Raw genomic sequence first — 13,600 nt, 5'->3', positions numbered from 1 at the left:
AACTGTATTATTTTAATAGTTTCAACTAGCTGTTTTTAAACTTTCTATCTATGCGCTCAATTGTATTCCTACTCATTGTATTGTTTTCCAGTCATACTACTTTCTCTCAAATCACCATAGAGACTGAGTGGAATAGCGATGGGGATATTGAGTTGTATGCGACTAATACCGAAAGATTACCCTATACTGTTTTGATCGATGTGACTGCCCACAACAATGTGCTTCCTATTGGATCATCTGGTTTGGTGGTGGCAAGGTCTGGGAGATCCAAAGTGTCAACGTTGAAGCGGAGAACGGAGGGACAAAGTACAAGTATTAGTTATACCTATTCCTTCATCAAGGGAGATTACTTTGCCAAATCGCGTTCTGAGCCGTTGTATCTCATTCCACTTCCCGAAGGTACGCTAGCTTCAGGTATTCGTATGACGCATATAGAAAATCATCTTCAGCCAGAGAAAGCAAACATGGACTATGTTGGGATATCGTTTAGGTTTGATTTGCCAACGGAGATTCTTGCGCCACGGAAAGGGATCGTTTCAGCAGTTAGCATGGAGCAATACGACGAGAAGCAAAATCTGGACTATGACAGGTCTGAGAATTTCATTGAGTTATTTCATGACGATGGATCATTGACTAAAATAATGGTTTTGCGTCCGGGAAGTCAAAAAGTGAAAGTTGGGCAAGAAGTGTTTCCTGGAGACGTGCTCGCTGAGTCGGCTGGGGAGGAGTATAATTCAGGTTTGCATGTACGATTAGTCAATATGAAACCTATAAAAGATGAGGAGGGCAAGTTGAAGTACTTACTCGAGCCCATGAAATTCGTTTTTAAGGAAGGGCAGTCAGATTTTCCTGAAACGCAAAAAGTGGAGGTAGCTTATCCTGAAGAGATAGTCACTGCCGAAATGAATAAAAAAGAGAAGAAAACCTTTGCTGAGAAGGGTCAGGATTGAATTATTTTCTTTCTATTACCAAACCAAACTCCAATAATTACAGCTACGATTCCAATGTAGTGACCTAGAAGCAATACTTCTCCATCAAGTACTCCCCAGAAAATTGCCACAATTGGGATAATATATGTCACAGAAGCAGCGAAGACTGGGGTAGCTGTTTTTACCATCACATTGAAAATAATCAATGCGATAGCAGTACCCATCACTCCCAGTAAAGTCACATATCCCAGCGCTAGGATTGCCCCATTCATATTCACTACTTTATAGGAAAATTGTGTGCCAGCCATCAAGTAAACTAATGCCATTGGCAAGACCATCAATAAGGATATTGCAGTGATCTCAATGGGTTTTAGCTTTACAAATTTGTACTTGATGATGTTCAGATTGAATCCATAGCAGACACAGGCCAAGAGTACGAAAAATGCGTAGGAGTTAATGTCGGTGAATGCTCCAAATCCAGAACCTTCCTTCACAGTAACTAGGATAAATACACCGATAAAAGCGATTGCAAGCCCAATTCCATTACGTCTCGTAATTTTGGAATTAAAGAATAAAGCTCCTATGACAACTACTGCGAGAGGCGTAAGTGCATTCAGAACGCCCGTAAGTGAGCTGCTGAGTTGAGTCTGAGCTTTGGCAAAAAGGAACGCAGGAATGAAGCTGCCTACCAATCCCACAATTATGAGATTTTTGATTTGGCTTTTGTCCAGATTCCTAATCCTAGGAATGGAAAGTGGCAGGAGGAAAGTTGCCGCAGCCACAATTCTGTAAGCTCCAACCTCTCCCGGAGAGAAAACTTCCAATCCTCGCTTGATCAAGATAAATGAGCTGCCCCAGATTAGAGACAACAGAATAAGTAAACCCCAGTTTTTGAGATTGCTATCGTTGGTGGTAGTGGACATTGGCTATGGCGGATATTTGTCCGCTACACAAAGGAAGCAAAACCAAAGAATATTTGTTTCGAAAAATAGAGTCAGAGGGTAAAAAGTTTAAGAGACAAAAAATAGAAAAGTGGTAAGATTGAAGAGAACCTTTCAACCTTACCACTTTTCAACTTCCTCCTAAAAAACGTGATCTGCATAGACGTCAGAAACTTGATTTAGAATTTCGCACACATGTTCGTAAGTTTCTGCAGTAACCATTTCAGTACGATACTGTTTGAAGTTTGGCATTCCGCGGAAATAGTTGGTGTAATGTCTTCTCATTTCGAGAATCCCAAGTTTTGGGCCTTTCCACTCTACAGAGAAATCCAGATGCTTCTTTGCGACAGCAATTCTTTCGTCCAATCCAGGAGCAGCCAACTTTTCTCCAGTAGCTAAGAAATGCTTGATTTCATTGAAGATCCAGGGGTATCCAATAGATGCACGACCGATCATCATGCCGTCCACGTTGTATTTGTTTTTGTATTCCTGCGCTTTTTCAGGAGTGTCTATATCCCCATTTCCGAAAACAGGAATGTGAAGACGCGGGTTGTCTTTAACCAGATTCAAATAACTCCAATCTGCTTCGCCTTTATACATTTGAGCTCTGGTACGGGCGTGAATGCTGATTGCTTGAATTCCTACATCTTGGAGGCGTTCAGCCACTTCCACGATACGGATGGTGTTTTGATCCCAGCCGAGTCTAGTTTTCACTGTAACTGGAATGTTTACAGCTTTTACGATCTCCGCAGTCATCGAGACCATTTTGTCGATATCAAGAAGAATGCCCGCTCCAGCGCCTTTGCATGCAACTTTGTTTACTGGACAGCCATAATTGATGTCTAGAATGTCTGGTTTTGCTTCTTCTACGATTGCTGCTGCTTCACGCATGGATTCGATCTCATTTCCAAAGATTTGAATGCCAATGGGCTTTTCATAATCGAAAATGTCCAGCTTGGCCACACTCTTTGCGGCATCGCGAATCAATCCTTCCGAGCTGATAAACTCCGTGTACATTAAGTCTGCACCGTTCTGTTTACAGACTGCTCTAAACGGCGGATCGCTCACATCTTCCATTGGTGCAAGCAACAATGGGAAGTCCCCTAACTCCAAGTTTCCTATCTTAACCACTTCTTATTTTAAATTTGCGCGTAAATTTACCTCAATTATGGAGATATACGAAACGGAATCAGAAATTGCCAAGAGGAAGAGTTGGCTTTTGTCCCTGGTAGTCATTGTTTTAGTGGGTTTGGGAGTATTAGTAGTGCTTCAAGTAATTGCTTTAGCTGTTGCGCCTTTTCTATTTAACATCACAATAGAAGAGATAATGGGGCTTATGACAGGTGATTATTCCGCTAATAATGGGCGGATGGCCATGTTTTTTGTTCAAGGAATTGGTTCTGGAATTGGTTTTTGGCTGGCAGCCTATGTGATTACTCATTTTATAGATAAAGCGGACCTGCATTGGGAAATTCAATTACCGAGATTTAATGCTAAAGGCGCGGGGTTGGTCTTTCTGATCGCAGTAGGAGGTATGCTTTTCAATGGGCTGTTAGTCTATTGGAACTCTCAATTGGTTCTTCCGGAGGCTTTTTCTGGCCTCGAGGTTTGGATGCAAGAAATGGAGACCCAGTTAATGGAGATGACTAAATACCTCACCGATTTTCAGACTATACCAGAGCTACTAATGGGTATTTTAGTCATTGGAATTCTAGCGGGAATAGGTGAAGAAATGTTTTTCAGAGGTCTTATCCAGCCAAAGATGCATTTATATACAGGGAATGGTCACGCCGGTGTATGGGTGACGGCTTTTATTTTTTCAGCAATTCACCTTCAATTTTACGGGTTTCTTCCCCGTTTATTTTTAGGAGGTATGTTTGGTTACCTTTATTATTATTCCGGAAGTCTTACCTATCCTATTTTAGCCCATATTTTAAATAATACGGTGACTGTATTGATGGTATATGCGGCTAATCAAGGAATGATAGATTTTGATATGGAGTCAACAGACACAGTGTCATATCCTGCTGCTATGATAGGATTATTGGTTCTTGTGGCTGGAATCTATTACTTTAAGAAAATAAATAAACCCAATGGAAAACTGGATCAAGGTATTTGAAAGTGCTCAGCAAGTGAGAGCTGAAATCGTGAAAGGAGTATTGGAAGAGCACCAGATACAAGCTGTCGTATTGAATAAAAAGGAAACAGTATACCAGATTTTCGGCAATTATGAAGTTCATGTACAACGTGAAAATATGATAGCGGCGAATAACCTAATTCAGAATGAGATCACGTTTTAGTATTAATAATTACAGTAATCTAGGGCAAAGAGCCATTACTGGATTGTTTGGAGCATTGGTGATAGTGGGGGGATGCATCTATTCCGAGTATACTTATTTCTTGGTGTTTGCAGGGATTCTTGGTTTTTCTCAAATGGAGTTTTATAAACTCAGTGGCCTAGATGGAATGCTGCCCTTGAAGAGTTTTGGGACATTTCTAGGCCTGATGATTTTTTGTTTAACCTTTTTGGTTGAGCAAGAGCATCTTTCCAGTAACTATTTCTTTCTGATCTTCCCTATTGTCTCACTCACCTTTTTTATAAAGCTTTATCGTAAAACTGACAAAAAGCCTTTCACTGGTGTAGCTTTTACTTTTTTAGGTCTTTTCTATGTGGCTGTACCGTTTTCTCTACTAAATCTTGCAGTATTCTCAGTAGATGCTACCTATAATTATGAGATCATTATTGGCTGCCTATTGATTCTTTGGGCAAGTGATACGGGAGCATACTTTGCGGGAACAAAATTTGGTAAGACTAAGTTATTCGAACGTGTCTCGCCGAAGAAGTCTTGGGAAGGATTTTTGGGTGGCGCATTTTCAGCAATAGGAGTCGCTTTCATCTTAACTCGGTATTTTCACGTTATTGAAGATTGGAAGTGGCTAGTCATAGCTGGGATTATCATTATTGCAGGCACCTATGGGGATCTGATTGAGTCGCTTTTCAAGCGATCAATAGAGATCAAGGACTCCGGAAAAGGGCTTCCTGGTCATGGGGGATTTATGGATCGTTTTGACGGATTGTTACTTTCGGCCCCTTTTATCACTGCCTTTTTGAAAATCTTCTAATTTGAAGCCCTCTTGATTGAAAATCTGCTTAATATTGCACCGCATTTGAATAACTAAATCAAACCCGAATATGGCTTACATTGAACCGGCTCCGATTAAGGACAAAGAAAATCCTCTGGAGTCAATGATGGAAAGATTCAACATTGCAGCTGAAAAGCTAGGCCTCTCTGACGAGGTGTACAATGTCCTGAAAAATCCAGCCAAACAAGTTATCGTATCCTTACCTATCACCATGGACAATGGGAAGATTCAGGTCTTCGAAGGGATACGAGTAATTCACTCAAATATTCTTGGCCCAGCAAAAGGCGGTATCCGCTTCGCTCCCGATGTACACATCGACGAGGTGCGTGCTTTAGCGGCTTGGATGACTTGGAAATGTGCCGTAGTGGACATTCCATACGGTGGAGGCAAAGGCGGTGTGAGATGTAATCCTAGAGAAATGTCTAAGGGTGAAATCGAACGTCTTGTCAGAGCTTATACCATGGCTATGATTGATGTTTTTGGTCCGGACAAGGATATTCCAGCGCCGGATATGGGAACTGGTCCCCGAGAAATGGCTTGGCTAATGGATGAGTATTCCAAAGCAAAAGGGATGACAGTAAGTTCGGTTGTAACTGGTAAGCCTCTAGTTTTGGGAGGTTCATTGGGCAGAACTGAGGCGACAGGCCGTGGAGTGATGGTGACTGCTTTGGCAGCTATGCAAAAATTGAAAATTAATCCATTCCAAGCGACATGCGCTGTTCAAGGCTTTGGAAATGTGGGTTCTTGGGCAGCTAGACTGTTGGAAGAAAGAGGGTTGAAAATCGTAGCAATCTCTGACCATACAGGTGCTTTTTATAATGAAAATGGGATCAATATTGTAGAGGCCATCGCTTATCGCGATTCTAATAACAATAACCTGGAAGGCTTCAAAGGCGGGGAGAAAATGCTGGATGCCGGTGATTTGCTTACATTGGAAGTGGACGTGTTAGTTCCTGCTGCTGTAGAAGATGTGATCACTATTCACAATGTAAACGACATTAAAGCCAAGCTCATCGTAGAAGGTGCAAATGGTCCTACGTCGGCAAAAGCTGATGCAATCATTAATGAAAAAGGAATCATGGCAGTACCTGATATCTTGGCAAATGCCGGTGGTGTGACTGTTTCTTATTTCGAATGGGTTCAAAATAGATTGGGATACAAATGGACTGCTGACCGTGTAAACAGACGCTCAGACCGTATAATGAAGGATTCCTTTGAAATGGTCTATCAAGCTTCCCAGAAGTACGATGTACCAATGAGAATAGCTGCATATATTGTTGCAATCGATAAAGTAGCGAAGACATATACATTTAGAGGAGGATTCTAATACCCTTCTCTCAAAAGAATATTTTATCTTTGAGGCGTGGGGAGATTCCCCGCGCCTTTTAGTTTATAAGCATATGACCATACACCGCGAAGGACGAGTTTTGTTATTTTGGCTACTAATTATTTTAGTTGCCGGGAATTATTTGATCATCTACTTTATGCCAGATGCTCGAGTGCTTTCTAATGTTGCTGTTTTAGGAAGTATAGTGCTTTATCTAATTATCCTCCAGTTTTTCCGTAGCCCCATTATCCAATTGCCAACCGATGAAAGTCTGGTCTATGCTCCTGTTGATGGGAAAGTGGTAGTGATTGAAGAAGCATTTGAAGATGAATATTTGAAAGAGAATCGCAGACAGGTGTCGATCTTCATGTCTCCAATCAACGTGCATATCACCCGATCTCCCATTAAAGGAATTGTGGAGTTTTTCCAGTATCATCCGGGGAAATATCTCGTAGCTTGGCATCCAAAATCAAGCACTGAAAATGAGCGAACTTCTATGGTAGTGACTCATGAAGGCGGTACGAAGCTCATGGTAAGACAGGTAGCTGGAGCTCTAGCTAGAAGAATCAAATGGTATGTAAAGCCAGGTTCAGAACTTGCTGCAGGCGGAGAATTTGGGTTTATTAAATTTGGCTCACGAGTGGATATTTATCTTCCACTGGATGCTGAGATCTTAGTGGGATTAGAAGAGAAAACTAAAGGTGGAAGAACTCCGATTGCGAGATTGAAAGCTTAATCTTTTGAGAAACTTTTATAACCAAAAATGCTCCAATTAAGGAGCGTTTTTGGTTTTATGCCTTGATGACTTTTTTGTACACCACAAATCCAAGCCCTAGCGTAACCAAGAATAAAATCAGACTGATCCATTCAAAAGTTCTTTTTTCTGAGAGCTTTTCTTCGATTAATTTGTCTCTTTCTGCAACCGCTCTTTTTAAAGCCTGGACGTCTTTCTCTTGTTTGAATGCGATCGCTTTATAGTCTTCCCCTGTCTGAGTGGCTACTGTGGTTTCTATATCCCCGATCATTCTTAGTTCATCCATGATCAGGTTGTCCTTAGCGATAATGCGCTCCAGCCACTCGTTGGTTTCTATCATGTCCTTTTTGGTGCGATTTCCAAAGATACCAGACTTCTTGCTTTCAGATTCCTTCCATTGGCGGGTTAGCGCATCGCGCTCTTGAACCATTTTTTCAAGCTTGGCTTTGCCAGCTTCAGTGAATTGCGGTGTTATTATATTTAGAAAAGTCAGGAGAACTATTAGAATCATTTTTCTTGGGATATTAATGGACTTAAAAGTAAAGAATCAGGAAACTTGATATTCACTTTCGTACGAATATATAGGAAAGCGAATATGAGCATGCCAACGGAGAATATAAGAATAGCGGATTCATCTTGCCAAGAAGCAAATTGCAGGGTTTTTATTTCCTGAGTTTTCTGAGCCAATGCGTTTTTTAGCTTTTGAATATCTTTTTCTTGGGAAAGTGTAATCGCTTTGTAGTTTTCGTTTTCTGAAATAAGTGAAGCTTCGTCGATACGATTATTCAACTTCAGTTTTTGGATAATTGCATTATCTTTTTCGATGATCTGCATTGCTAGTGCATAATTTACCGTCTGATTTGTGGGGATTTCTAACCCAAATACGACTGAGCTTTCATTTGATTCTGCTTTTAACTGCTGAATCATAGACTCTCGCTCTGTCAATAATGAGGACGTAGCATTGCTAGCGTAGATCTGAATTGGTAATAAAAATAGCCAAGTAAAAATTGCAGTTTTCATAAGAGTAGAGTTAAGATAAGGTTGGTGGTTTATCTACTTTCTTTCCAAACAGCATTCCAGTTGGCCAACTTATTTTTTCCAGCCTCTCGTCATTTCCTTTTTACCAGGAGGGCCAGGAAGGGATTCAACTTCAAGTCCGAGTTCTTTCAGATCTCTCCTCAGTTGTCCTGTTGCACAGTAGGTAGTGAAGATTCCTCCAGGGTTTATGGTATCGCAAACCTTCCCTAACACCTCTTTTTGCCACATTTCAGGCTGTTTACTTGGTGCAAACGCATCGTAGAATACTACATCTGTAGGGTAAAGGACCACGTCATTAAGCGTAGTATTTTCTTTTTTCATATTGAAATACTCAGACATGATTACGCCTTTATCCCAATCTGCTTTGTGCAATCTTTGCAAATATGGCTTGTAGTGAAATATAGCATCGTCCATATCTCCATAATTAAGCTGGGAATAAATGTCCTCAGGTAGTGGAAATGGCTCAATGCTGTGATAGAGTACAGGTATCTGGTTTTGCTCAGCCCATACAAGTGTTAGCCAGGCATTCAGACCGGTGCCAAATCCTACCTCAAAAATGCGAAGTGGCTTTTTTCTAGGATGATTCATTACCCATGAATCCAACCCATAAAGCATAAAAACATGAATTGATTCTTTGAAGGCACCATGAAAACTATGGTAAGTTTCTTTTAACTCTTCATTGTAAAGAGAATGAGAGCCATCCTCGGTAGTGATGATTTTTAACTTGTTGCTCATACAGAGTAGATTAAAGCTGTACAGTACGCCGAAACTCCCTCTTGCCGACCTACAAAACCTAGCTTTTCGGTTGTAGTAGCTTTGATGGAAATGTCATTTTCTGAGACATTCATTACCTCTGCCAGACAAGTTTTCATAGTTGGTATATGGGGGTTGACCTTAGGGACTTGAAGACAGATCGTAGTGTCTAAATTCCCTACTTCAAAGCCAGCTTCCCGAATTAAAACCATAACTTCTGATAGCAAAATTTTGCTATCAATGCCTTTAAATTGCGGGTCTTGATCAGAAAAATGATGTCCTATGTCACGTAAGTTTGCAGCACCAAGAAGTGCATCACAAATCACATGGATCAATACATCCGCATCGGAATGTCCGACCGCACCTTTCTCGTGTTCTAGTTTTATTCCTCCCAGCCAAAAGTCGTAGCCTTCCTTTAGTTGATGGACATCGTAGCCGAAACCTATTCTGAATTTGTTCATGCAGGTACAGATTTATAATATAAGACAGAAGAGTTTTCTTCACGGATTAAGCGATTTGCCCAAGTCATGATTTCCTCCCCTTTTATGTTTGATTTTTTCTCGAATTCCTCGTAATACAGGTCCGGATTACCTAGCTGAGCATAATTAGCCAAGTTGATTGCCCGATTAAGAACTTGAATTGACTCGTATGTTTTCATTGCTTCACCTTGGTTCTTTACTTTTTGTAAGGCGTGTTCAGATATTTCAGAGTTTAGAAATTTAGAAATCACTTCATCCAGCCCCTGTTCTGCTTCTTCGGCAGAAACTCCATTTTCCATTTTTCCGGAGAAAATAAGTAAGCCGGGGTCTACCGAACCTAAAATATAAGCGCCTACCGCCGCGAAAAGTTTTCCGTTTTTCACAAGAGTTTGCTCAAGGAGTGAAGACTTCCCAAAGCCAATAATGTCGGTAATCAAATCAGCTTCCAAATATCCTTGGGTAAGTTTAGCTGGCATTTTATAGGCTTTGTACAGTGCGTCAGTTGGGACGTCAGCTTCTACTAGTTTGGTTCTTTTGGCGAGCTGAGCAGGTTCGACTGGTATCTGATGGTTTGCTTTGGAAAGATTAGGAATCGGTTCAAACCACTTCTTGGCCAAGCGCTCTACCTCCGCTTGAGTCACTGCTCCAGCGACGACTAGGACAGCATTGTCCGGTCTATAATTCGCCTGATAAAATTCCCAAACATCCTCTTGGGTGTAGTTGATGATATCGTTTAGATTTTGGCCAATGGTTGGCCATCTATAAGGGTGTGTTGTATAGGCAAGGTCTCGCAAATGGTGAAATACATCTCCATAAGGCTGATTGAGGTAGCGCTGCTTGTATTCCTCCATCACTACTTTCCGCTGAGTTTCGATTGTTTTTTCGCTCAGCGTCAATTGTAGCATACGGTCAGATTCCAGCCAAAAGGCTGTCTCCAGATTTGCGGCAGGAATCGTAATGTAGTAGTTCGTAATATCAGGACTGGTAAATGCATTACAGGCACCACCAACACGCTCGAGTTCACGATCGAATACAGGAACATTCGCAGAACTGCCAAACATTAAATGTTCGAAGAAATGAGCAAGGCCGGTTTTGCCGAGTTTTTCATTTCGGGATCCGACTTTATATAATAGGTTGAAAACAGCGATTTTGCTGCCGTGATCCTCGTGGACGATCACTTCTAATCCGTTTTCTAGGAAAAATCTTGTGTAGGGTAGCATAATTGTAGCTTGCAAAGCTAAGATAATTGGCAATTATGGCTAATCAGCTGGATAGATTTTAAGTAAACCTTAGCAATCAAGCTTGAGTTTAACCATAAACTATCCCTTTGGTGTAAGCATTCCTGATTTTTTCGAAAAAAAAACGAACTTTGGAATGATTGCTTAAGTTAGTTTTCCAATATAACCCTCAGCTCAATTCCCTTATGAAAAAACATTGCGTAGAACTTCACAAGACTGGACAGTTTTCACAATTTTTTTTGGATTATATCGGAGGGAAAAAAGAATTACAACCTTTTTATGCTCACGCTCCTAAGCTGGAGAGTTTCAAGCAGGCAATTGAGCAAAAGACTTTTTCAGATGAAAATCGCAAAGTGCTGGTAGAAGCGCTGCATAGTCAATATGCAAATCAGGAAGTGAGTTACGCTGTTTCTTCCAACATTAAGGCATTGGCTTCAGAAGGTACATTCACGGTGACTACAGGTCATCAATTGAATTTATTCACCGGTCCACTTTACTTTATTTACAAGATTGTTTCTACAATTAATCTGGCCAAAAAATTAGCTGAAACATATCCGAACTACAAGTTTGTGCCTGTTTATTGGATGGCCACTGAGGACCACGATTTTGATGAGATCAATTATTTCAAACTTGATGGCAAGAAATATCAATGGAATTCTGATCAGACTGGTGCAGTTGGAGATTTTGAACTTGATAAAAGTTTTAAGGAATTTCTTAAATCAGTATCCTTTGCTCCGCAGGTATTTTTAGATGCATATTCTTCATCTAAAACGCTGGCAGAGGCAGTCCGCAAGTATGTGAATTCACTTTTTGGCGAGGAAGGTTTGCTGATTGTGGATGGAGATGATGCGAGTTTGAAACGGGAATTTACAGAGGTCATACTTTCTGATTTGTTCAAACATACTCCTTTTACAAAGGCAACTGAAGCGACTGAGGAATTGGAGGAATTGGGATATAGCAGTCAGATATTCCCGCGGGAAGTTAATTTATTCTACCTGGACAAAGGGATTCGGGAGCGGATTGAAAAGATGGATTCTGGATTTGGTGTGGTAAATACCGAATTGCGATTTTCCGATGAAGAAATGGAGGCTTTAGTAGAGTCAAATCCAGAGCGATTTAGTCCGAACGTAGTCTTGCGTCCACTTTATCAGGAAACCATTCTGCCTAATCTGGCTTATTTGGGAGGCCCAGCTGAAGTAGTTTATTGGCTGCAGCTGAAGAGTGTTTTCGATCATTTTAAAACTCCTTTCCCTGTCTTACTACCTCGGAATTTCGCTTTGCTCGCAAACGAAAAAGTACAGCGCAAAATGCAACAATTGAATTGGAGTGTTGAGGATTTGTTTGTGGACGTGGAGCACTGGAAAAAGACTTTTGTGAAGGCTGAAGCTAGCATGGACATAGAGCTCACTAAGCAGAAAGAGGTGATTTCAGCACTATTCGATATGAAAGGTAAGGAAGCTGCGCATTTGGAGAAGACCTTGGAAAATGCATTCGAAGCTGGGAAAATGAGATCATTGAAGATCATTGATCAAATGGCCAGAAAGCTGCGTAAAGCAGAGGAACGTCGTCTGCATACACAAATTGAGCGTGCCTGTTGTATTCAGGAGTTAGTGAAGCCAGGAGGTAGCCCACAGGAGCGGGTGGTAAATATGATGCAGTTTTATCTTGCTAACCCAGATCTGATCTCTGAGCTTCTGGATTGCTTCGATCCGCTGGATTTCAGAATGATGGTATTGACAAATGAGTCTTGATAAGCACCAGCTAAGAACTTTTTACAAAGAGCTTCGTGCGGCTTTGACAAACGAAGAGATCGAACAGAAATCGCTTCAGATTTCTAACAATGTGATTGATTTTTTGAAAGAGCGAAAAGGCCTCAATCATATTCACCTATTCTTTCCCATTCCAAAGCAACTGGAAGTGAATACCTATCCTATCAAAGAGTATATACAAGAGAGGGGTGGAACGGTTTATACTTCAAAGGTTGATCCAGGTTCGTTGAAACTGCAGACTTTGCTTTTAAAGTCTGGCACAAACTTTCAGCTTGATAGTTGGGGAATTCCAATTCCAGAAGAGTATGAGTTCGCTTCGAATGAGATGATTCAGTTGGTTTTTGTGCCCTTGCTAGTTTATGATCAAAAAGGGAATAGAATTGGATTTGGCAAAGGGTATTATGATGTGTTTTTGGCCAGTTTGTATCCTTCAGTAATAAAGGTCGGATTGAGTTTTTTCTCTCCAGAACTGAGTATTCCATCTGAATTACATGATATCCCACTGGATTATTGTATTACGCCAGAAAATATTATTACTTTTTAAACTTGAATTAATGAGCTACTCTATGCGATTTACTTTACTCGTGGTTTTTGTTACGCTTTCTCTTTTGTTTTCAGCAGTAGTTGAATCCAAAGCGCAAATCCAAGATTACAATACCATGATTGGGATTACTGGCGGAACTAATATTGGCGGAACTATAAAACAATTTATTTCTTACAATGGCGCCGTTGACCTGCTTGTTTACAAGAGATGGAAAGGCTGGGTAGCAGCTGCATTATATGAGCACCATATGGACATTCGAGAATTCCGAGGGCTTGAGTGGTATTTTGGTGGCGGAGCTCATTACGGAATATGGAAAGATGGAAAAGGTGAGCCACCTTGGGTGTATAAGATTGATCAGGATTATAAGGTGTTCGGAATAGATGCAATTACCGGAGTGGAATACAACATTAATAAGAGTAATTTTTTTGTAGGGTTGTATTGGAAACCTGCCTATAATTTCACCGACTTTACTAAGTTTTGGGAGGATGAAGTGGCATTTACGCTACGATATTCTTTGTAATGGAAAACCTTTTTTATTGAATGGTGAGACTTCTAATCCTAGGTTTAATATAGATAGTTGAGGAAGCTAAAATTTAAATGAGCAGCGCCAGATCGGCGCTTCTTTTTTTATTCAATTTATTTTATATCACTGATATTAAGTATATTAAATATCATTTTTAATAC

The 13,600-nt window shown here is 40.6% G+C and carries 16 protein-coding genes; 9 read left to right on the top strand and 7 right to left on the bottom strand.

Going from position 1 to position 13,600, the window contains the following annotated elements; translation table 11 throughout:
- Nucleotides 1-50 precede the first annotated feature (50 nt).
- Entirely contained in the window at nt 51-950 is a 900-nt protein-coding gene (locus tag QOL76_RS19920; protein ID WP_283414720.1) for a M23 family metallopeptidase, read from the top strand.
- Here the strand turns inward: QOL76_RS19920 and QOL76_RS19915 are convergent.
- The gene (locus QOL76_RS19915) at nt 941-1,852 is read right to left on the bottom strand and encodes a DMT family transporter (protein ID WP_283414719.1); all 912 of its coding nucleotides are present in this window, start codon (nt 1,850-1,852) and stop codon (nt 941-943) included. The genes QOL76_RS19920 and QOL76_RS19915 overlap by 10 nt on opposite strands.
- A 159-nt stretch (nt 1,853-2,011) precedes the next feature.
- On the bottom strand, nt 2,012-3,001 hold the full coding sequence (gene dusB / locus QOL76_RS19910; protein ID WP_283414718.1) for a tRNA dihydrouridine synthase DusB: 990 nt from the start codon (nt 2,999-3,001) through the stop codon (nt 2,012-2,014).
- A 37-nt stretch (nt 3,002-3,038) separates the two neighbouring features.
- On the opposite strand from dusB, the gene QOL76_RS19905 reads away from it, so the two are divergent.
- From QOL76_RS19905 to QOL76_RS19885, 5 genes are all read left to right on the top strand, one after another.
- Nucleotides 3,039-3,989, top strand: coding sequence for a CPBP family intramembrane glutamic endopeptidase (locus QOL76_RS19905; protein ID WP_283414717.1), 951 nt, complete (start codon nt 3,039-3,041; stop codon nt 3,987-3,989).
- On the top strand, nt 3,964-4,170 hold the full coding sequence (locus QOL76_RS19900; protein ID WP_283414716.1) for a putative signal transducing protein: 207 nt from the start codon (nt 3,964-3,966) through the stop codon (nt 4,168-4,170). Before QOL76_RS19905 ends, QOL76_RS19900 begins: the two co-directional genes overlap by 26 nt.
- Nucleotides 4,154-4,993, top strand: a complete 840-nt coding sequence (locus tag QOL76_RS19895; RefSeq protein WP_283414715.1) for a phosphatidate cytidylyltransferase — start codon at nt 4,154-4,156, stop codon at nt 4,991-4,993. Before QOL76_RS19900 ends, QOL76_RS19895 begins: the two co-directional genes overlap by 17 nt.
- A 70-nt stretch (nt 4,994-5,063) precedes the next feature.
- Complete coding sequence (locus tag QOL76_RS19890; RefSeq protein WP_283414714.1) at nt 5,064-6,341, top strand: Glu/Leu/Phe/Val family dehydrogenase; 1,278 nt, start codon at nt 5,064-5,066, stop codon at nt 6,339-6,341.
- Nucleotides 6,342-6,414: 73 nt separating this feature from the next.
- Nucleotides 6,415-7,077 (top strand): phosphatidylserine decarboxylase family protein, encoded by a 663-nt coding sequence (locus QOL76_RS19885; RefSeq protein WP_283414713.1) that lies wholly within the window; start codon nt 6,415-6,417, stop codon nt 7,075-7,077.
- A gap of 55 nt (nt 7,078-7,132) precedes the next feature.
- Here the strand turns inward: QOL76_RS19885 and QOL76_RS19880 are convergent, their stop codons facing one another.
- The 5 genes from QOL76_RS19880 to QOL76_RS19860 all read right to left on the bottom strand — a co-directional run bounded on the left by QOL76_RS19880 (nt 7,133) and on the right by QOL76_RS19860 (nt 10,585).
- A complete protein-coding gene (locus tag QOL76_RS19880; protein ID WP_283414712.1) occupies nt 7,133-7,606 on the bottom strand; it encodes a Clp protease ClpB in 474 nt (157 codons plus the stop codon).
- The gene (locus QOL76_RS19875) at nt 7,603-8,115 is read right to left on the bottom strand and encodes a hypothetical protein (RefSeq protein ID WP_283414711.1); all 513 of its coding nucleotides are present in this window, start codon (nt 8,113-8,115) and stop codon (nt 7,603-7,605) included. Before QOL76_RS19875 ends, QOL76_RS19880 begins: the two co-directional genes overlap by 4 nt.
- Nucleotides 8,116-8,184: 69 nt before the next feature.
- Nucleotides 8,185-8,868, bottom strand: coding sequence for a tRNA (5-methylaminomethyl-2-thiouridine)(34)-methyltransferase MnmC2 (gene mnmC2, locus QOL76_RS19870; protein WP_283414710.1), 684 nt, complete (start codon nt 8,866-8,868; stop codon nt 8,185-8,187).
- Complete coding sequence (ispF, locus tag QOL76_RS19865; RefSeq protein ID WP_283414709.1) at nt 8,865-9,347, bottom strand: 2-C-methyl-D-erythritol 2,4-cyclodiphosphate synthase; 483 nt, start codon at nt 9,345-9,347, stop codon at nt 8,865-8,867. The genes mnmC2 and ispF overlap by 4 nt, the downstream gene beginning before the upstream one ends.
- On the bottom strand, nt 9,344-10,585 hold the full coding sequence (locus QOL76_RS19860) for a M16 family metallopeptidase (RefSeq protein WP_283414708.1): 1,242 nt from the start codon (nt 10,583-10,585) through the stop codon (nt 9,344-9,346). The genes ispF and QOL76_RS19860 overlap by 4 nt, the downstream gene beginning before the upstream one ends.
- Nucleotides 10,586-10,788: 203 nt before the next feature.
- Here QOL76_RS19860 and bshC point away from each other — a divergent pair, with 203 nt between their 5' ends.
- From bshC to QOL76_RS19845, 3 genes are read left to right on the top strand one after another with little or no spacing between them, the layout of a single operon-like run.
- A complete protein-coding gene (bshC, locus tag QOL76_RS19855) occupies nt 10,789-12,354 on the top strand; it encodes a bacillithiol biosynthesis cysteine-adding enzyme BshC (protein ID WP_283414707.1) in 1,566 nt (521 codons plus the stop codon).
- A complete protein-coding gene (locus QOL76_RS19850) occupies nt 12,344-12,916 on the top strand; it encodes a 5-formyltetrahydrofolate cyclo-ligase (protein ID WP_283414706.1) in 573 nt (190 codons plus the stop codon). The genes bshC and QOL76_RS19850 overlap by 11 nt, the downstream gene beginning before the upstream one ends.
- A 10-nt stretch (nt 12,917-12,926) precedes the next feature.
- Nucleotides 12,927-13,436, top strand: a complete 510-nt coding sequence (locus QOL76_RS19845; RefSeq protein ID WP_283414705.1) for a hypothetical protein — start codon at nt 12,927-12,929, stop codon at nt 13,434-13,436.
- Nucleotides 13,437-13,600: the final 164 nt, after the last annotated feature.

Origin of the sequence: Algoriphagus winogradskyi (assembly GCF_900182815.1) — a bacterium.
GTDB classification, from domain to species: Bacteria; Bacteroidota; Bacteroidia; order Cytophagales; family Cyclobacteriaceae; genus Algoriphagus; species Algoriphagus winogradskyi.
This window is presented reverse-complemented; position numbering and strand designations above follow the sequence as displayed.

Coding starts and splice junctions, on each gene's coding strand:
- QOL76_RS19920 (WP_283414720.1), top strand. CDS start 51: ATGCGCTCAATTGTATTCCTACTCATTGTATTGTTTTCCAGTCATACT.
- QOL76_RS19915 (WP_283414719.1), bottom strand. CDS start 1,852: ATGTCCACTACCACCAACGATAGCAATCTCAAAAACTGGGGTTTACTT.
- QOL76_RS19905 (WP_283414717.1), top strand. CDS start 3,039: ATGGAGATATACGAAACGGAATCAGAAATTGCCAAGAGGAAGAGTTGG.
- QOL76_RS19900 (WP_283414716.1), top strand. CDS start 3,964: ATGGAAAACTGGATCAAGGTATTTGAAAGTGCTCAGCAAGTGAGAGCT.
- QOL76_RS19895 (WP_283414715.1), top strand. CDS start 4,154: ATGAGATCACGTTTTAGTATTAATAATTACAGTAATCTAGGGCAAAGA.
- QOL76_RS19890 (WP_283414714.1), top strand. CDS start 5,064: ATGGCTTACATTGAACCGGCTCCGATTAAGGACAAAGAAAATCCTCTG.
- QOL76_RS19885 (WP_283414713.1), top strand. CDS start 6,415: ATGACCATACACCGCGAAGGACGAGTTTTGTTATTTTGGCTACTAATT.
- QOL76_RS19880 (WP_283414712.1), bottom strand. CDS start 7,606: ATGATTCTAATAGTTCTCCTGACTTTTCTAAATATAATAACACCGCAA.
- QOL76_RS19875 (WP_283414711.1), bottom strand. CDS start 8,115: ATGAAAACTGCAATTTTTACTTGGCTATTTTTATTACCAATTCAGATC.
- mnmC2 (WP_283414710.1), bottom strand. CDS start 8,868: ATGAGCAACAAGTTAAAAATCATCACTACCGAGGATGGCTCTCATTCT.
- ispF (WP_283414709.1), bottom strand. CDS start 9,347: ATGAACAAATTCAGAATAGGTTTCGGCTACGATGTCCATCAACTAAAG.
- QOL76_RS19860 (WP_283414708.1), bottom strand. CDS start 10,585: ATGCTACCCTACACAAGATTTTTCCTAGAAAACGGATTAGAAGTGATC.
- bshC (WP_283414707.1), top strand. CDS start 10,789: ATGAAAAAACATTGCGTAGAACTTCACAAGACTGGACAGTTTTCACAA.
- QOL76_RS19850 (WP_283414706.1), top strand. CDS start 12,344: ATGAGTCTTGATAAGCACCAGCTAAGAACTTTTTACAAAGAGCTTCGT.
- QOL76_RS19845 (WP_283414705.1), top strand. CDS start 12,927: ATGAGCTACTCTATGCGATTTACTTTACTCGTGGTTTTTGTTACGCTT.